At 71.9% G+C, this 17,176-nt stretch carries 16 protein-coding genes, 1 rRNA gene and 1 pseudogene; 3 read left to right on the top strand and 15 right to left on the bottom strand.

Features of this window, described 5'->3' with window-relative positions:
- Window positions 1-119: 119 nt before the first annotated feature.
- The 5 genes from ACWCV3_RS04510 to ACWCV3_RS04530 form a co-directional block, all read right to left on the bottom strand.
- Window positions 120-1,823 (bottom strand): uroporphyrinogen-III synthase, encoded by a 1,704-nt coding sequence (locus ACWCV3_RS04510; protein ID WP_451218176.1) that lies wholly within the window; start codon window positions 1,821-1,823, stop codon window positions 120-122.
- On the bottom strand, window positions 1,820-2,779 hold the full coding sequence (gene hemC, locus ACWCV3_RS04515; protein WP_451218179.1) for a hydroxymethylbilane synthase: 960 nt from the start codon (window positions 2,777-2,779) through the stop codon (window positions 1,820-1,822). The genes ACWCV3_RS04510 and hemC overlap by 4 nt, the downstream gene beginning before the upstream one ends.
- Entirely contained in the window at window positions 2,776-4,482 is a 1,707-nt protein-coding gene (locus tag ACWCV3_RS04520) for a glutamyl-tRNA reductase (protein ID WP_451218182.1), read from the bottom strand. Before ACWCV3_RS04520 ends, hemC begins: the two co-directional genes overlap by 4 nt.
- A complete protein-coding gene (locus ACWCV3_RS04525) occupies window positions 4,479-5,237 on the bottom strand; it encodes a redox-sensing transcriptional repressor Rex (RefSeq protein WP_130331179.1) in 759 nt (252 codons plus the stop codon). The genes ACWCV3_RS04520 and ACWCV3_RS04525 overlap by 4 nt, the downstream gene beginning before the upstream one ends.
- 222 nt (window positions 5,238-5,459) lie before the next feature.
- A complete protein-coding gene (locus ACWCV3_RS04530) occupies window positions 5,460-5,732 on the bottom strand; it encodes a glutaredoxin family protein (protein WP_451218186.1) in 273 nt (90 codons plus the stop codon).
- 126 nt (window positions 5,733-5,858) lie between these two features.
- On the opposite strand from ACWCV3_RS04530, the gene ACWCV3_RS04535 reads away from it, so the two are divergent.
- The 3 genes from ACWCV3_RS04535 to ACWCV3_RS04545 all read left to right on the top strand — a co-directional run bounded on the left by ACWCV3_RS04535 (window position 5,859) and on the right by ACWCV3_RS04545 (window position 9,276).
- On the top strand, window positions 5,859-6,785 hold the full coding sequence (locus tag ACWCV3_RS04535) for an HAD family hydrolase (RefSeq protein ID WP_451218189.1): 927 nt from the start codon (window positions 5,859-5,861) through the stop codon (window positions 6,783-6,785).
- 284 nt (window positions 6,786-7,069) lie between these two features.
- Complete coding sequence (locus tag ACWCV3_RS04540) at window positions 7,070-7,861, top strand: ECF subfamily RNA polymerase sigma factor, BldN family (RefSeq protein WP_451218192.1); 792 nt, start codon at window positions 7,070-7,072, stop codon at window positions 7,859-7,861.
- Window positions 7,862-8,028: 167 nt separating this feature from the next.
- The gene (locus tag ACWCV3_RS04545; protein WP_451218195.1) at window positions 8,029-9,276 is read left to right on the top strand and encodes a DUF5667 domain-containing protein; all 1,248 of its coding nucleotides are present in this window, start codon (window positions 8,029-8,031) and stop codon (window positions 9,274-9,276) included.
- Between the two features lie 73 nt (window positions 9,277-9,349).
- On the opposite strand, the gene ACWCV3_RS04550 is transcribed toward ACWCV3_RS04545, so the two are convergent.
- The 10 genes and pseudogenes from ACWCV3_RS04550 to rrf all read right to left on the bottom strand — a co-directional run.
- The gene (locus ACWCV3_RS04550; protein WP_451218198.1) at window positions 9,350-10,360 is read right to left on the bottom strand and encodes a lysophospholipid acyltransferase family protein; all 1,011 of its coding nucleotides are present in this window, start codon (window positions 10,358-10,360) and stop codon (window positions 9,350-9,352) included.
- A 14-nt stretch (window positions 10,361-10,374) separates the two neighbouring features.
- Entirely contained in the window at window positions 10,375-11,436 is a 1,062-nt protein-coding gene (locus ACWCV3_RS04555) for an NAD-dependent epimerase/dehydratase family protein (protein ID WP_451218201.1), read from the bottom strand.
- A gap of 191 nt (window positions 11,437-11,627) precedes the next feature.
- Window positions 11,628-11,726, bottom strand: a complete 99-nt coding sequence (locus tag ACWCV3_RS04560) for a 30S ribosomal protein bS22 (RefSeq protein ID WP_003948845.1) — start codon at window positions 11,724-11,726, stop codon at window positions 11,628-11,630.
- A gap of 133 nt (window positions 11,727-11,859) precedes the next feature.
- The gene (locus ACWCV3_RS04565) at window positions 11,860-12,072 is read right to left on the bottom strand and encodes a helix-turn-helix domain-containing protein (RefSeq protein ID WP_451218204.1); all 213 of its coding nucleotides are present in this window, start codon (window positions 12,070-12,072) and stop codon (window positions 11,860-11,862) included.
- Between the two features lie 129 nt (window positions 12,073-12,201).
- Window positions 12,202-13,017 carry a phosphatase gene (locus ACWCV3_RS04570; protein WP_451218207.1) on the bottom strand — a complete coding sequence of 272 codons (816 nt, stop codon included), beginning with the start codon at window positions 13,015-13,017 and terminating at the stop codon, window positions 12,202-12,204.
- A gap of 86 nt (window positions 13,018-13,103) precedes the next feature.
- A complete protein-coding gene (locus ACWCV3_RS04575) occupies window positions 13,104-14,276 on the bottom strand; it encodes an acetoin utilization protein AcuC (RefSeq protein ID WP_451218210.1) in 1,173 nt (390 codons plus the stop codon).
- Window positions 14,227-15,450 (bottom strand): annotated as a pseudogene (locus tag ACWCV3_RS04580) (MFS transporter); the annotation flags it as partial. The pseudogene ACWCV3_RS04580 and the gene ACWCV3_RS04575, both read right to left, overlap by 50 nt.
- A gap of 68 nt (window positions 15,451-15,518) precedes the next feature.
- Window positions 15,519-16,286, bottom strand: coding sequence for a VC0807 family protein (locus ACWCV3_RS04585; RefSeq protein ID WP_451218213.1), 768 nt, complete (start codon window positions 16,284-16,286; stop codon window positions 15,519-15,521).
- 92 nt (window positions 16,287-16,378) lie between these two features.
- Complete coding sequence (locus tag ACWCV3_RS04590) at window positions 16,379-17,023, bottom strand: HAD family hydrolase (RefSeq protein WP_451218216.1); 645 nt, start codon at window positions 17,021-17,023, stop codon at window positions 16,379-16,381.
- Between the two features lie 74 nt (window positions 17,024-17,097).
- A 5S ribosomal RNA gene (rrf, locus tag ACWCV3_RS04595) occupies window positions 17,098-17,176 on the bottom strand; the annotation flags it as partial.

A 17,176-nucleotide genomic window follows, 5' to 3' on the forward strand; every position in this document is an offset into this window, starting at 1 on the left:
GCAAGGGATTTGAGACAACCGGCCAGCTGGACACCAAGGGCCAGCCACATGAGGTCGCCCGTGAACAAGCGAAGCGGGGCGCCCCCGTCAAGGGGCGCCCCGCTCGTGCCGTGAAGGACTCAGGTCGTCGACCGGCGCCGTCGCGCCCCCGGCCGGCGCTCGCTGGGCCGGGTGACCGGGTCGCCCGCCGCCAGCGCGGACGTGCGGCGCTTCGTGCCGAACGCGGCCAGGGCCTCGGCCAGCTTGTGGACGGAGGGCTCCGGGGCCATCACGTCGACCCGCAGACCGTGCTCCTCGGCCGTCTTGGCGGTCGCGGGGCCGATGCAGGCGATGACCGTCACGTTGTGCGGCTTGCCCGCGATGCCCACCAGGTTGCGGACCGTGGAGGACGAGGTGAAGAGCACGGCGTCGAAGCCGCCGCCCTTGATCGCCTCACGGGTGTCCGCCGGCGGCGGCGACGCGCGGACCGTGCGGTACGCGGTGACGTCGTCCACCTCCCAGCCCAGCTCGATCAGCCCGGCCACCAGGGTCTCGGTGGCGATGTCGGCGCGCGGCAGGAAGACACGGTCGATCGGGTCGAAGACCGGGTCGTAGGGCGGCCAGTCCTCCAGCAGGCCCGCGGCCGACTGCTCACCGCTCGGCACCAGGTCCGGCTTCACGCCGAAGGCGATCAGCGCGTTGGCGGTCTGCTCGCCCACCGCGGCCACCTTGATGCCCGCGAAGGCACGCGCGTCGAGCCCGTACTCCTCGAACTTCTCCCGGACCGCCTTGACGGCGTTGACCGAGGTGAACGCGATCCACTCGTAGCGGCCGGTGACCAGGCCCTTGACCGCGCGCTCCATCTGCTGCGGGGTGCGCGGCGGCTCGACGGCGATGGTCGGGACCTCGTGCGGGACCGCGCCGTAGGAGCGGAGCTGGTCGGAGAGCGAGGCGGCCTGCTCCTTGGTGCGCGGCACGAGGACCTTCCAGCCGAACAGCGGCTTGGACTCGAACCACGAGAGCTGGTCGCGGCGGCCGGCGGCGGACCGCTCGCCGACCACGGCTATGACCGGGCGTCCGCCGTCCGGGGACGGCAGCACCTTGGCCTGCTTCAGCGTCTGCGCGATCGTGCCGAGCGTCGCCGTCCAGGTGCGCTGGCGGGTCGTCGTACCGGCGATCGTGACGGTGAGCGGGGTGTCCGGCTTGCGGCCCGCCGACACCAGCTCGGCCGCGGCGGCCGCGACGGAGTCCAGCGAGGTGGAGACGACCACCGTGCCGTCCGAGGCACCCACCTCCGTCCAGCACCGGTCGGAGGCGGTACGGGCGTCCACGAACCGCACGTCGGCACCGTGCGCGTCGCGCAGCGGCACACCGGCGTACGCGGGCACACCGGTCGCGGCCGCGACCCCGGGGACGACCTCGAAGGGCACCCCGGCGGCGGCGCAGGCGAGCATCTCCTCGGCGGCGTCGGTGTCCAGTCCCGGATCACCGGCGACCGCACGGACCACCCGCCTGCCGCCCCGTGCGGCCTCCATGACAAGATGAGCCGCATCCTGGGCGGGAGCCGGGGCGACAGCGGGAGTTGACGCGCCGTCAACGACCGTGAGCTGCGGTGCGCCCGGAAGCGCGTCCGAGGAGGAGTCCGTCTCCGTCGGCACGACGGAGACGCCCTGCCGGGCGTGCGTGAGGATCACGTCGAGCACCTCGTGCTCGGCGACCAGTACGTCCGCGTGGGACAGCGCCTCCACGGCGCGCAGAGTCAGCAGTCCCGGATCTCCGGGTCCGGCACCCAGGAAGGTGACGTGCCCGTGTTCGGGACCGGCGGGAAAGGCGGTGGGGCTCAATGTGCTCGCTCCCCCATCAGACCGGCCGCGCCCCGGGCGAGCATCTCGGTGGCGAGTTCGCGCCCGAGTGCCATCGCCCCGTCGTGCGTCAGGGGCACGGAACCGGTGGTGGACTGCTGCACCGTCCGCGAGCCGTCGGTCGTGCCGACGACGCCGCGCAGGCGCATTTCCTTGACAACAGGCCCGTCCGTCAGGAGGTCGGCCAGCGCGCCCACAGGGGCGCTGCAGCCGGCCTCCAGCGCGGCGAGCAGTGACCGCTCGGCGGTGACGGCGGCCCGCGTGTGCGGGTCGTCGAGTTCGCCGAGGGCCGCGACGAGGTCCGCGTCGGATGCCGCGCACTCGATCGCCAGGGCCCCCTGGCCGGGGGCGGGCAGGACCGTGTCGACCGACAGGAAGTCGGTCACCTCGTCGATCCGGCCGATCCGGTTGAGTCCGGCGGCCGCGAGCACGACGGCGTCGAGCCGCCCCTCGTGGACGTACCCGATGCGGGTGTCCACGTTGCCGCGGATCGCCACCGTCTCGATGTCCAGCCCGTGGATCCGCGCGTACGCGTTGAGCTGGGCCATGCGGCGCGGCGAGCCGGTGCCGATGCGCGCGCCGCGGGGCAGGTCGGTGAACTTCAGGGCGTCACGGGCGACGATCACGTCCCGCGGGTCCTCCCGCACCGGCACGGCGGCCAGCGCGAGTTCCCCGGGCTGCGAGGTCGGCAGGTCCTTGAGCGAATGAACCGCGAAGTCCACCTCGCCGCGCACCAGCGCGTCCCGCAGCGCCGTGACGAACACCCCGGTGCCGCCGATCTGTGCCAGCGCCTCCCGGGAGACGTCGCCGTAGGTGGTGATCTCGACCAGCTCGACGGGCCGGCCGGTCACCCGGCTCACGGCTTCCGCCACCTGCCCGGACTGGGCCATGGCGAGCTTGCTCCGCCTGGTCCCCAGTCGCAGTGCCTTGTCAGTCATGCCGGTCGGTCCTTCTCGTCTGTGTTGTCCACGGCCCGCGAGACGGCGGCGACCGTCTCCGGGTCGAGGTCGAACAGGGTGCGCAGCGCGTCCGCGTACCCGGTGCCTCCGGGCTCGGCCGCGAGCTGCTTCACCCGTACGGTCGGCGCGTGCAGCAGCTTGTCCACCACGCGGTGCACGGTCTGCCGGATCTCGCCGCGCAGGCGGCCGTCCAGGCCGGGCAGGCGGCCGTCGAGCCGCGCGATCTCGGCGGCGACGACGTCGGCGGCCATGGTGCGCAGCGCGACCACGGTGGGCGTGATGTGCGCCGCCCGCTGTGCCGCGCCGAACGCCGCGACCTCGTCGGAGACGATACGCCGAACCTGGTCCACGTCGGACGCCATCGGGGCGTCGGCGGACGCCTCGGCCAGCGACTCGATGTCCACCAGGCGCACCCCGGCCAGGCGGTGCACGGCCGCGTCGATGTCGCGGGGCATGGCGAGGTCGAGGAAGAACACGGCCGGGGCGGGACGCGGGATCCCGGCGACCGGTTCGGGCCTGCGGTACTCGGGGACGCGGCCCGCGGTGGCGGCGGCCTCGGCGAGCGCGGTGATCAGCCCGGCGTCGGCCTCCGGGGTGAACCGGCCGCCCGCGTCGTGCTCGCGGTGCTCCAGCAGGGAAGTGCCCTCGCCCACCCAGGCGGCGTGCTGTTCCAGGGTGGCCGCGTCCATCCCGGCGACGGCGGCCTCGCCGTGCACCGAGAAGCCGGGCGTGCCCTGGACCGAGGCCAGGTCCAGCGGGCAGTTCTCGTCCGTGCCGGCACCGGCCGGCGGCAGCGCGGCGGTCCCGGCCGGGGCCTGGGCGCCCGTGCCGGCAGCCGGGCCGCCGGTGCGTCCGGCGACGGCCTCGGCGACGGCGTCCGCGGTCAGCACGAGACCGGTCGCGCCGGTGCAGGAGACGACCACGTCGGCACGTGTGAGTTCCGCCGCCACCGCGTCCATCCGGACCGCGCGGGCGGTGGCCCCCTCGGCGTCGGCGAGGATCCGGGCGAGGCGCTCGGCGCGCTCGAAGGTGCGGTTGGCGACGACGATCTCGCCGACCCCGGCCCGCGCCAGCGTGGCGGCGGCCAGCGAGGACATCGACCCGGCGCCGATCACCAGCGCGGTACGGCCCCGCGCCCAGCCCGGCACGTCGGTGCCCGCGGCGAGCTGCTCCAGGCCGAAGGTGACCAGGGACTGCCCGGCGCGGTCGATGCCGGTCTCGGAGTGCGCGCGCTTGCCGACGCGGAGGGCCTGCTGGAAGAGGTCGTTCAGCAGCCGTCCGGCGGTGTGCAGGTCCTGGGCCCGGGCGAGCGCGTCCTTGATCTGGCCGAGGATCTGGCCCTCGCCGACGACCATGGAGTCCAGCCCGCAGGCCACCGAGAACAGGTGGTGGACGGCCCGGTCCTCGTAGTGGACGTAGAGGTACGGCGTCAGCTCCTCCAGGCCCACCCCGCTGTGCTGGGCGAGCAGCGTGGAGAGCTCGGCGACACCGGCGTGGAACTTGTCGACGTCGGCGTACAGCTCGATGCGGTTGCAGGTGGCGAGCACCGCGGCCTCGGTGGCCGGATCGGCGGCGACGGTGTCCTGGAGCAGCTTGACCTGGGCGTCCGCGGTCAGCGCGGCCCGCTCCAGCACGCTGACCGGGGCACTGCGGTGGCTCAGCCCTACGACGAGGAGGCTCATGCCGGCATCACGGCGGGCACGTCCCCGTCGGGTCCCTGGCCATCGGCGCTCGCGCGCTTGGCGGGTACGGCTCCGTCGCCGGAGGCGGTCTCCTCGCCGGCCTTGCGCTGCTCGTGGAAGGCGAGGATCTGCAGCTCGATGGAGAGGTCGACCTTGCGCACGTCGACGCCGTCGGGGACGGTCAGCACGGTCGGCGCGAAGTTCAGGATGGAGGTCACCCCGGCGGCCACGAGCCGGTCGCAGACCTGCTGGGCGGCGCCGGCGGGGGTGGCGATGACGCCGATGGAGACGCCGTTGTCCTCGATGATCTTCTCGAGCTCGTCGGTGTGCCGCACCGGGATGCCCGCGACCGGCTTGCCGGCCATCGCGGGATCGGCGTCTATCAGCGCCGCGACCCTGAAGCCGCGCGAGGCGAAGCCGCCGTAGTTGGCGAGGGCCGCGCCGAGGTTTCCGATACCGACGATGACGACGGGCCAGTCCTGGGTCAGGCCCAGCTCGCGGGAGATCTGGTAGACGAGGTACTCCACGTCATACCCGACACCGCGGGTGCCGTAGGAGCCCAGGTAGGAGAAGTCCTTGCGGAGCTTGGCGGAGTTGACGCCCGCCGCCGCGGCCAGTTCCTCGGAGGAGACCGTGGGGACCGAGCGCTCCGACAGGGCCGTGAGCGCGCGGAGGTACAGCGGAAGCCGGGCGACGGTGGCCTCGGGAATCCCTCGGCTGCGGGTCGCCGGTCGGTGAGTTCGGCCAGTTGCCACGGTGCTCCTGCGGGTAGAGCGGGGCTGCGAGCGGTCATGCTTCCCCGGACCGCCCCGTCAACAAGAAGGCTATGTCTTTGTGAACGTGTGCACAAAGATGGTGTCCGATTTGCCCGGCCAACGTGACCGGGGTCACGCATGCCCGTTGCGGGGCCCTACCTGGGGGTAAAGCCACCCCTTCGCCGCGTTTCGCACCCCTGGGAACCCCCGCGGCGCCGCCCTTCACCCGGTCAGCGCACGCCGCAGCCGCCCCTCGTCCACCCTCCAGAAGGTGTGCTGCTCGCCGTCGACCAGGACCACCGGGATCTGCTCCCAGTACTGGTCGTGCAGCGCCCGGTCCTCGGTGATGTCGCGCCCCTCCCAGGGCACGCCGAGATCACCGCAGACCTTCTCGATCACGGCCTGCGCGTCGTCGCACAGATGACAGCCGGGCTTGCGGATCAGGGTGACCAGCCGCTCCCGAGGGTCGGCCTTGCGCCGGAAGAGGGGACTCATACGGGTCATTCTCCCGCCCCGCACCCCCGCCCCGGCCCCTGCCCGGAGCGATGCGTATGCCCGGAGTTCACGGACTCCGAACCTCTCGGCTCCGGAACCGCCGGACGGACTGGCTATGCTCACGCCATGGCCGCTCTTGGATGGCTCACCCCCCGTAGGCGCTCCGCCACGGCGCGGAGCGTGTTGGCAGGCGAGGCTTCCGCGGAGGCCGCCCGCAAGTCCTCGCAGGAACACCCGGAACCCGCGGGCGCCGAGCGGGAACCGGAGTTCCCCGTGCTCGGCGACGACCGGGCCGCCGCCTTCTTCGACCTCGACAACACCGTGATGCAGGGCGCCGCGCTCTTCCACTTCGGGCGCGGTCTGTACAAGCGGAAGTTCTTCGACACCCGCGAACTCGCCCGGTTCACCTGGCAGCAGGCGTGGTTCCGGCTGGCCGGGGTCGAGGACCCCGAGCACATGCAGGAGGCCCGCGACTCGGCGCTCTCCATCGTCAAGGGCCACCGCGTGGCCGAGCTGGAGACGATCGGCGAGGAGATCTACGACGAGTACATGGCCGACCGCATCTGGCCCGGCACCCGCGCACTGGCCCAGGCCCACCTGGACGCGGGCCAGAAGGTCTGGCTGGTGACGGCGGCCCCGGTGGAGATCGCCCAGGTCATCGCCCGCCGCCTCGGCCTCACCGGCGCGCTCGGCACGGTCGCGGAGTCCGTCGACGGCGTCTACACCGGCCGCCTGGTCGGCGAACCGCTGCACGGCCCGGCCAAGGCGGAGGCGGTACGGGCGCTGGCCGCCGCCGAGGGGCTCGACCTCTCCCGGTGCGCCGCTTACAGCGACAGCCACAACGACATCCCGATGCTCTCCCTGGTCGGCCACCCCTACGCGATCAACCCCGACACCAAACTGCGCCGGCACGCCCGGGACAAGGACTGGCGGCTGCGGGACTACCGCACCGGCCGCAAGGCCGCGAAGGTCGGCATCCCGGCGGCCGCCGGGGTCGGCGCGGTGGCGGGCGGCACGGCCGCGGCGATCGCCCTGAGCCGCCGCCGCCGCTGATCCGGCCACGGCTCCCGCGCGCCCGAATTATGCATCCGGCCTTCGAACACGCCTCAGCTTTCACAGAAATCAGCCCAGTTTCGATCAATAAGCGATCACTTTCCGCAAGTTGAAAGGTCGCCAATCGCTAACACAGGCGACCTAATCGACGATTTGAGCAACTGGGTGTAGCAGGGTCTACACGAAGCGTTATTCTCCTCAGACGCAAACCGGTACCCTCCGTCGCTACGACGGGTGAAAGGTCCCGCACTGCACGTGATGGAAGCTCTGCCTCTGGGAGTCCCGTGTACCCACACGTCGGGGTTGACGCCTCGGGCCTGGCTACGCTGCGCGCAACTGTCGCAACGGTCAAAGACACGCTGCGCGGCCTCGTCCCCACCGCGCACACCGTCCCCGCCTTCGCCGGCGCCGGCGCCAGCGCCGCGCCCCTCGGTCCGTGCTACGCACTGGCCGAACGCGGCGCGGCCGTCGGCAGACGCGCCCGCTCCACGGGCGCGCCCGCCGCCCGCCGGCCGGCCGCGGACAGTGACAGCGCCCGCATGATGGACCTGGTCGAACGCGCCCAGGCAGGAGAGGCCGACGCCTTCGGACGCCTCTACGACCAGTACAGCGACACCGTGTACCGGTACATCTACTACCGGGTGGGCGGCAAGGCCACCGCCGAGGACCTGACGAGCGAGACCTTCCTGCGCGCCCTGCGCCGGATCGGCACCTTCACCTGGCAGGGCCGCGACTTCGGCGCCTGGCTGGTGACGATCGCCCGCAACCTGGTCGCCGACCACTTCAAGTCCAGCCGCTTCCGGCTGGAGGTCACCACCGGCGAGATGCTCGACGCGAACGAGGTCGCGCGCTCCCCGGAGGACTCCGTCCTGGAGTTGCTCTCCAACGCCGCGCTGCTGGACGCGGTGCGCCGGCTCAACCCCCAGCAGCAGGAGTGCGTGACGCTCCGCTTCCTCCAGGGCCTGTCGGTCGCCGAGACCGCGCGGGTGATGGGCAAGAACGAGGGCGCCATCAAGACCCTCCAGTACCGGGCCGTACGCACGCTCGCCCGGCTCCTCCCGGAAGACGCCCGCTGAGAGCGGCCGGCCAGCGACGCAGAGCGACAGCCAACTCACCCTCGGTGAAAGTGAGTTGGTTTTGCGATCCGGCGGCCCGTCCTCCGTAACCGAAGTGCCGAGCCGCTCGTTGTGCGGGATACAGGCTCCCTGTGAGTCGACCGTCATGACGAGAGGAGGTGCCGCCAGTGATTGCGAACGTATCGGCGCACCGGCGGGCGAACGCCTTCGCCCAGGCCCTGGAGGAGCAGTCCGACCGGGACACGGCGGCCGAGCGCGCACACCGGGCGGAACCACCGCCGACCGAGGACAGATCCGAGCAGGGCGAGCTGCTGGCCCTGGCGGAAGGTCTCGGTGAGCTGCCCAGGCCCCAGCTCGACCCGGAGGTGAAGGTCGTCCAGCGGGCCCAACTGGTGGCCGCGATGGAGGCCATGCTCCAGGAGGGCACCCTGGGCGGAACGGCTCCGGCGCCGGTGCCCGGACAGCGTTCCCCCGGCCGGGGTGCGCACCGGGCCGGTCCGCTGGGCAAGCTGCGGCCCAGGTCCCGGCTGGCCAAGGGAATCACCGCGGGCGGCCTCAGCGTGGGTGTGGCCGCCGGCGCCTTCGGCGGAGTGGCCGCCGCGAGCTCCGAGGCACTGCCCGGCGATTCACTCTACGGGCTGAAACGCGGCATCGAGGACTTCCAGCTCAACTACCTGAGCGAGGGCGACGGGGAGCGCGGCCAGGCGTACCTGGACCACGCCTCCACCCGGCTCAACGAGGCCCGCAGGCTGATGGAGCGCGACCGGAGCGGCCACCTGGACCACGAGTCCATCGGCGAGATCCGGCGCACCCTCGCCGGCATGCGGAACGACGTGAGCGAGGGCCACCGCCTGCTCCACGCGGCCTACGAGGCGGACCCCGACTCCCTCGGCCCGATCCAGGCCCTCTCCGCCTTCTCCCGCTCGCACCGCGAGGTGTGGAGCACGCTGAGCGACCGGCTCCCGCTCCAGCTCGGCGATGTGAAGGACGAGGTCTCGTCGGTCTTCGACGCCATAGACGAAGAGGTCGCCCCGCTGGAGTCCCTGCTGCCCAAGTCGCCCGCCACCAAGGGCGACGACGGTCACAGCGGCGAGCGTCCCGGCGTGGCGCCGTCCGGCTCCGCAGGCGGCCACCGGTCGGGCTCCCCGAGCACCGGTGGCACCCCGTCGGCGGGCAAGGACCGTGAGAGCAGCCCCGGCACCCCGAGCGACTCCGCCACCGGTGACAGCGGCGACGGACTCCTCGGCGGCAGCACCGGTGGTCTGCTTGACCCGCCGAAGACCGGTGGCTCCGAGGGCGGTTCGCCGTCCTCGGGCAGGTCGGCCAACCCGTCGGGCAAGCCGGACGTCACCCTGCCGCCGCTCCTGCCGGGCCTCCTGCCCGGCCTGGGCATCGACGGCAAGGACGCCGAGTAGGCCGTAGCGCGTACGAGAACGGGGCGCCCCCTTCCGAGCGGGGGCGCCCCGTTCTTCCTGTCCGGGCCGGAACTCAGAAGAACACCGAACGCCGCTGCACCAGCAGCTTGTACAGCGTGTGCTGGATCTGCTCGCGCACCTGGTCGGTGAGGTTGAACATCAGCATCGGGTCCTCGGCCGCCTCCGGCGGGTACCCGTCCGTCGGGATCGGCTCCCCGAACTGGATGGTCCACTTCGTCGGCAGCGGGATCGCGCCCAGCGGTCCGAGCCAGGGGAAGGTCGGCGTCAGCGGGAAGTACGGGAAGCCCAGCAGCCGCGCCAGCGTCTTGGCGTTGCCGATCATCGGATAGATCTCCTCGGCGCCGACGATCGAGCACGGGACGATCGGCACCCCCTGCCGCAGCGCGGTGGAGACGAACCCGCCCCGGCCGAACCGCTGGAGCTTGTACCGCTCCCCGAACGGCTTGCCGATCCCCTTGAACCCCTCCGGCATCACCCCGACCAGCTCGCCCTGGCGCAGCAGCCGTTCGGCGTCCTCGGCGCAGGCGAGGGTGTGACCGAGCTTGCGGGCCAGCTCGTTGACGACCGGCAGCGCGAACACCAGGTCGGCCGCGAGCAGCCGCAGATGCCGGCCGGCCGGGTGCCGGTCGTGCACGGCGACCTGCATCATGAGCCCGTCCAGCGGCAGCGTCCCGGAGTGGTTGGCGACGATCAGTGCCCCGCCCTCGGCCGGGATGTTCTCGATGCCCTTCACCTCGACCCGGAAGTACTTCTCGTACACCGGGCGCAGCAGCGACATCAGGACCTGGTCGGTCAGCTCCTCGTCGTACCCGAAGTCGTCGACCTCGTAGTCCCCGGTGAGCCGGCGGCGCAGGAAGGCGAGGCCGCGGGCCACGCGCTGGTCCAGGGCGGCGGCCGCCGCACGTTCCACGGCAGGGGGTTCCCCGTCAGGGACGTTCCCTCTGGTGGGCAGCGGCTGGACCGCGCCGGGCCGGCCGCCCGTGCTCCGGCGGCGCTGCGGCCGCTGCCCCGCGCTCCCGCGGGACCGGTCGTCGTCGAACGGAATGACCTTGGCGTCCGCCATCGTTGCCGCTCTCCTCAGTTGGCGCCGGGCTGCGGGACACGGGCCCTGCTCCCGGCGGTCAGCACGGCGACCCGGTCGACGGCCTCCGCGAGCGTCTCGGGCGGCAGCAGCCCGGGACCCTGTCCGCGCGCGAAGTCCGCGAACGTCTCCGCCGTCGTGTACGTGGGCACGAACCCGAGGGTGTCGCGCATCTGGCCGGTGTCGACCACCCGGCCGTGGGTGAGCAGCCGGATCTGCTCGGGTGAGAAGTCCGTCATACCGAGCGTACGCACCAGCGACCCCGCCCAGGTGACCGCGGGCAGCAGCAGCGGCACGGTGGGCCGGCCGAGCCGGCGCGAGCACTGCGAGAGCAGCAGCACACCGTCGCCGGCGATGTTGAAGGTGCCGCTGTTGAGGGTGCCCCGGCGCGGCTCGTGCGAGGCGATCCGCAGCACCTCGATCACGTCGTCCTCGTGCACGAACTGCAGCCGGGGGTCGTAGCCCAGCACGGTCGGCAGCACCGGCAGGGCGAAGTAGGAGGCGAGCGGGGTGTCCGGCGTGGGCCCGAGGATGTTGGCGAACCGCAGCACGCACACCGCGACGTCGGGGCGGCGCCGGGCGAACCCGCGTACGTACCCCTCGACCTCGACGGCGTCCTTGGCGAAGCCGCCGCTGGGCAGCGACTTGGCGGGGGTGGTCTCGGTGAAGACGCCCGGATCGCGGGAGGCGGAGCCGTAGACGTTGGTGCTGGACTTCACCACCAGCCGCTTGACCGAGGGCGACTTCTGGCACGCCCCGAGCAACTGCATGGTGCCGATGACGTTGGTCTCCTTGACCGTGGCCCGGTTGCCGCCGCCGAGGGGGGTGCCGGTCACGTCCAGGTGGACGACCGTGTCGGCGCCGGTCTCCGCGAGGACGCGGGCGACGGCCGGCTGCCGGATGTCGGCCTGGATGAACTCCGCCCCGCCGAGGTCGTGGGCGGGCGGTACGGCGTCCAGGGCGATCACCCGGTCGACCTCCGGGTCCCGCTGGAGGCGCCGCACGAACCGGCCGCCGAGCTGCCGGGCGGCTCCGGTGACGAGCACGACCTTTCCCAAGACCAGCGCCTCTCTTCCGACCTCGCGGGAGCGCGCACGAGGACCGCGTCCTCGTCCGCGTTCCCCGTGTGCGGCCAACCTATCGGGTCACCGTCCCCCGGAGGTGACCCGGACATGCCGGTGAAATGCCGGTGGCCCCCCGTCCTTGTCGGACGGGGGGCCACCGGGAACGCGTCTTCGCGCGGTGCCGCTTACTTCTTGTTGCGGCGCTGAACGCGCGTGCGCTTGAGCAGCTTGCGGTGCTTCTTCTTGGCCATCCGCTTACGCCGCTTCTTGATAACAGAGCCCACGACTACCCTCGCTCACTTCTCATGACTCGGTTGCTGGGCGCCATGGGCCCATACGACCTACGAGGGGTCAGCCTACCCGCCCGAGCGCCGTGGTCGTAATCGAGGGCTTGATCCGGGATCTCCCGGACCACCGTCAGGCCGTTTCCACCCCCACGTAGCTCTCCCGCAGGTACTCGTGAACCGCTTGCTCGGGGACGCGGAAGGACCGCCCCACCCGGATCGCGGGCAGATGACCGCTGTGCACCAAGCGGTACACGGTCATCTTCGACACTCGCATCACCGAGGCGACCTCCGCCACGGTGAGGAACTGGACCTCGTTCAACGGCCTCTCGCCTGCATCAGCCATGACACACCTGAACCTTCCGCACTCGACGGCCACCGGCTTCCCCTTCCGGTGACTCTTCGTCGTTGCGTGCTCACTCCCCAGACTAGGGGCGGGTGATGCGAATGGGGAAGAGGTGTCCCCATCGGCGGCCTACTGTGACAGACGCGCCCGTTTGAGTACGTAGCGGGTGAGCGGGTGGTAGTGACCGGACCGTACGGCGTCGTCAAGCGGAACGACCACGGACACCGTTCCCTCCGCCTCCCCGACGAACGGCGCGGGGTCGTCGGAGTCGGCCAGGCCGATCGCCTCGAACCCCAACTGACCTGCGCCGCAGACCCATCCGTGATCCCCGACCACCAGGCCGGGAAGGGGCCCGCCGGACTCCGCCGCTGCGGCCAGCGCGAGCCGAACCGGGAGCGGGGAATGGCTGTGCGCACCCGGCTCACCACCCCGGCGCCCGCTCGCCGGTTCCCGCACCAGGGCAACCCCTCGTACGTAGTCGAGATGGTGCGTACGTAGACCGAACCGGGTCAATATGTCGACACAGCGACCCTGCGCGGGGGTGAGAATCTCACATCCCGCCGCCGACACCGCGTCCGCGAGCGCGGCGTAGAACCCCAGAAGCTGCCGCGGGTGCCCGGTGCCGAACAGCACCGGCACCCGCCGCCGGGCAGCACCGGCGATCGCCAGCGCGAAGGCGTCCAGCGCGGCGAGCGTCCGCTCCGGGTCGATCACGTCCCGGCCCGAAGTATGCGACGGATCGGCCGAGACCCCGCACCGGTCCGCCATCAGCCCGAGCAGCTCACGCTGCCCCCAGGACCGCTCGGGATCGATCCCGATCAGCGCGCGGGGGTCGCGCGCGGCGAACAGCCGGTAGTTGCGGAGGCTGTCCTCCCGCGCGGTGGCGACCTCCCCGGCAAGACGGGCGGCGAGCAGATGCGCGCGCAGGGCACCGGTGTCCGACACGGGTGCGATCGTGGTCCATCGGGCGGCCGGCCGGAGGCGGAACGGTCGAAGACCGCACGGTTGGCGTAACGACTACTCGACCCCGCTCAGGCCAGCAGGCCCCGCAGCGGGAACACCGAGCGGCGGGTGGCCAGCACGGCCTGGTCGAGCCGGTCGGCCGGGTCGTACCCGGACTCCCAGGACGCCCAGCCCACCGGCCAGCGCCCGTCGGTCATCCGCTGCGGCCCCAACTGCCGCGTCCGCGCGTACACCTCCTGCCGCCAGCCCTCCGGGATCACCGTCTCCGGTGCGATCTCACGCCCGGCCGCGATGCCCACCAGATGCGTCCACGATCTCGGCACCACGTCGACCACCGCGTACCCGCCGCCGCCCAGCGCCAGCCACTTGCCGTCCGCGTGGGTGTGCGCCAGCTCGTGGCAGGCCACCTGCACCGCCCGCTGCGCGTCCAGCGAGACCGCCAAGTGCGCGAGCGGGTCCTCGAAGTGCGTGTCCGCCCCGTGCTGCGACACCAGCACCTGCGGCCGGAAATCCGCCAGCAGCTCCGGCACCACCGCGTGGAACGCCCGCAGCCACCCGGCGTCCCCGGTCCCTGCGGGCAGCGCCACGTTCACCGCCGCCCCCTCCCCCGCACCGGCACCCGTCTCCTGCGGCCACCCGGTCGCCGGGAACAGCGTCCGGGGATGCTCGTGCAGCGAGACCGTCAGCACCCTGGGGTCCTCCCAGAACGCCGCCTGCACCCCGTCCCCGTGATGCACGTCCACGTCCACGTAGGCGACCCGCTCCACGCCCAGTTCCAGCAGCCGGGCGATGGCCAGCGCGGCGTCGTTGTACACACAGAACCCGGACGCCGCGCCCGGCATCGCGTGGTGCAGCCCGCCCGCGAAGTTCACCGCGTGCTCGGCGTCGCCCCGCCACACCGCCTCGGCCGCGGCCACCGACTGCCCCGCGATCAGCGCCGACACCTCGTGCATCCCGGCGAACGCCGGATCGTCGACCGTCCCCAGCCCGTACGACCCGTCCGCCGCGCCCGGGTCCGCCGACGCGGCCCGCACCGCGTCGATGTAGTCCTCCCGGTGCACCAGCCGCAGCGTCGACTCCCCGGCCGGCCTGGCCGCGACGATCTCCAGCTCCCGGTCCAGACCGAGGGCCGCCACCAGCTTCCGGGTCAGCTCCAGCCGCACCGGAGCCATCGGATGATCCGGGCCGAAGTCATAGCCCGTTACTGCCTCGTCCCACATCAACTGTGCGCGGCCGCTCATGCCCGCCACCGTATCGGTCGCCCCCGGACGCGAACGACCGGGCGTACACCGTCGCCACCAGCACGAGTGCCATCGGCACGAGCATCGCTCCCCGGTAGCTCCACGCCTCCCCCAGCGCTCCCACCAACGGCGAACCGACCAGGAAACCGACGTAGTTGAAGATGTTGAGCCGAGCCACCGCCGCGTCCGAGGCTCCAGGGAACAGCCTGCCCGCCGCCGCGAACGTCTGCGGCACCAGCACGCACAGCCCGATCCCCAGCAGGGTGAACCCGAGCATCCCCACCCACGCCCCCGGCGCCGCCGCCACCACCGCGAACCCGCAGGCCGCCACCAGCGCCCCCAGCCGCACCACCACCACGGCCCCGAACCGCCGTACCCCGAGATCCCCGATGGCCCGCCCCGCCAGCGTGGTCACCATGTACACGTTGTAGGGGACGGTCGCCAGCTGCTCCGACCCGCCCAGCACGTCCTTGACGTACTTCGCACTCCAGTTGGAGACCGTTGAGTCCCCGATGTAGGCGAACGTCATCACCAGGCACAGGGGCAACAGCAGCCGGAAGGCCACCCCCTTGGCCTCACCCGCCTCCGCCGGCTCCGCCTCGCCGTCGACGTACCACCGGCTCCCCACCAGCACCGCGGGCAACAGCACGGCCACCACCGGGAGATACGACAGCCACAGCGTCGACCCCTCGTGCGCGCCCAGCCAGGCGAGCGACGCCCCGAGGATGCCGCCCAGGCTGTACGCCGCATGGAAACTGAGCATGATGCTGCGCCCGTAAGCCCGTTGCAGACTCACCCCGAGCATGTTCATGGAGGCGTCCAGCATCCCCACGGAGAGCCCGAACACCCCCAGCACGAGGGCAAGTTCCAGCACCTGGTCCCCGGCACCGACGCCGAGCAGCGCCAGCAGCACCACGGGCTGGGACCAGCGCAGCAGCCGGCTGGGCCGCACCCGGCGCACCAGCCGCTCCGTCGTCACACTCCCCACCCCGGCCAGGACCGGCACGGCCGCGAGGAACACCGGCAGCAGCCCGTCGGACACCCCGTACCGGTCCTGCATGGCCGGGATGCGGGTCACCAGCAGGGCGAAGGCCACACCCTGCACGAAGAAACCGAACGCCAGCGAGGCCCTGCCCCGCCGCAGCACGTCAGTCATGGCGGCGAGCGTAGGGCCCCGGGCGGTGCGCTGAACAGATCCGGCAAAAGATGAGTTGCGCTCATCTTCGGCCGGGAGAAGCAGAGTCAGGCCGCGGCGGCCAGCCCGGTACGGCCGTCCTGGGCCGGCTCGGCGCTCTCCGCGGGGTCGCGGGGCTTCGCCGCGGCCTCCTCGCCCAGCAGACCTTCCATCGGGACGACCGCGACCGCGCCGCTGACCAGGAAGGTCACCACCATCACCACAGCCATCAGCACCCCACCGAGCCACACCATGGTGTCGACGGGAACGGTGTAAGCCCCCACCACACGTGCCACGCACTCGAGGAGGAGCGCCACGCCCCACACGAGGGAGAACGCCCGCTCCTTGCGCCGGAAGTCGCCGGACCTCTCCGCAGCGCCGGTGCTGAGCCGCTGCCAGGCCCCCTCCTTGGCGGAGTCCCCCTTCACCAGGAACGGCTTCATCCCCTCGGTCATCATCGGCCGCCCGAGCGCGACGGAGACGAGAATGCCGATGGCGACCGTGCTGCTGACCACCCCGTCCTTGGCGAGCATCAGCCGCGGGTCCCCGGAGACGAAGCTCAGCGCCAGCCCGACCACGTTCACGGTCAGGATCAGCAACGCGAGCCCATTGGCCGACCGCTTCCGCACCAGGCTCCACACGGTCCGCAGCGCGGGTCCGACACTGCTCCAGGCGAGAGCGGCGAACGTGCTCATCCCGAAGGCTTCCTTGAAGACGTAGTACGACCCGAGGGGCAGCGCCACGTCGATGAGCAGCGGCTTGAAGTTCTCCAGCACGCTGGGCTGCTTGTCCTGGCGCCCGGTGTCCTGCCTCTGGTTCCCCGTGTTCTTCGTCATGCCCTCAGCCTCGCGCCCGACGGGGTCCGGCCGACAGAAACGAACGTCCAGAGGTCGGCATGACATCCGTCAGATCCGCGCGATGGCCGCGGTCACATCAGCAGGTCAGCCAACTCTTCCATGCCGCCGAAGAGTCGGGTGGCGCCGGCGAGCTTGTCGGGTGGGGTCATCGCGATGAACCCGTACACGTCCATTCCCGCGGCCCGTGCGGCCTGGACGCCCAGCGGGGAGTCCTCCACGACGAGACACCGCCCGGGGGCCACCCCCATCCGCTCGGCCGCGTACAGGAACAGGTCGGGAGCGGGCTTTCCCCGGCCGACGTCCTGTGAGCTGAAGATGCGGTCGTCGCCGAACCACCGGTCCAGCCCGGTCACCCGGTGGCCGACCCGAATCCGCTCGTGACTCCCGGAGGAGGCCACGCAGTACGGCACGCCGCCGCCGGCCAGCCTCTCCAGCACCCCTTCGACACCGGCCACGGGCCGCAGTTCCTCCTCGAAGGCCGCGAACACCCTCGCGTGGAAGACGTCGTCGAATTCCGCGGGCAGCTTCTCCCCGGTCCGCTCCCACACGATGTCGTGCACACGGTGCATGGCGGAGCCCATGAAATCCCGTATGGACTCGTCGTAGGTCGTCGGGTGCCCCAGCTCGGTGAGGTAGGCGGCGAGATGCCGATTGGAGATGGGCTCGCTGTCCACCAGGACGCCGTCGTTGTCGAAGAGGATGAGGTCGTAGCGCATATCCCCGACTCTAAATGGCCCTGAACGCAGAAAACCCCCGCACCAGAAGGTGCGGGGGTTTTCCCTCAAAAATAGTTCGGCGGCGTCCTACTCTCCCACAGGGTCCCCCCTGCAGTACCATCGGCGCTGTGAGGCTTAGCTTCCGGGTTCGGA

It is taken from the genome of Streptomyces sp. NPDC001781, from assembly GCF_053596035.1.

Bases quoted from the DNA above. Each gene is read 5' to 3' on its own strand.
- hemC (WP_451218179.1), bottom strand. From the start codon at position 2,779: ATGACTGACAAGGCACTGCGACTGGGGACCAGGCGGAGCAAGCTCGCC.
- ACWCV3_RS04520 (WP_451218182.1), bottom strand. From the start codon at position 4,482: ATGAGCCTCCTCGTCGTAGGGCTGAGCCACCGCAGTGCCCCGGTCAGC.
- ACWCV3_RS04530 (WP_451218186.1), bottom strand. From the start codon at position 5,732: ATGAGTCCCCTCTTCCGGCGCAAGGCCGACCCTCGGGAGCGGCTGGTC.
- ACWCV3_RS04535 (WP_451218189.1), top strand. From the start codon at position 5,859: ATGGCCGCTCTTGGATGGCTCACCCCCCGTAGGCGCTCCGCCACGGCG.
- ACWCV3_RS04550 (WP_451218198.1), bottom strand. From the start codon at position 10,360: ATGGCGGACGCCAAGGTCATTCCGTTCGACGACGACCGGTCCCGCGGG.
- ACWCV3_RS04565 (WP_451218204.1), bottom strand. From the start codon at position 12,072: ATGGCTGATGCAGGCGAGAGGCCGTTGAACGAGGTCCAGTTCCTCACC.
- ACWCV3_RS04575 (WP_451218210.1), bottom strand. From the start codon at position 14,276: ATGAGCGGCCGCGCACAGTTGATGTGGGACGAGGCAGTAACGGGCTAT.
- ACWCV3_RS04585 (WP_451218213.1), bottom strand. From the start codon at position 16,286: ATGACGAAGAACACGGGGAACCAGAGGCAGGACACCGGGCGCCAGGAC.
- ACWCV3_RS04590 (WP_451218216.1), bottom strand. From the start codon at position 17,023: ATGCGCTACGACCTCATCCTCTTCGACAACGACGGCGTCCTGGTGGAC.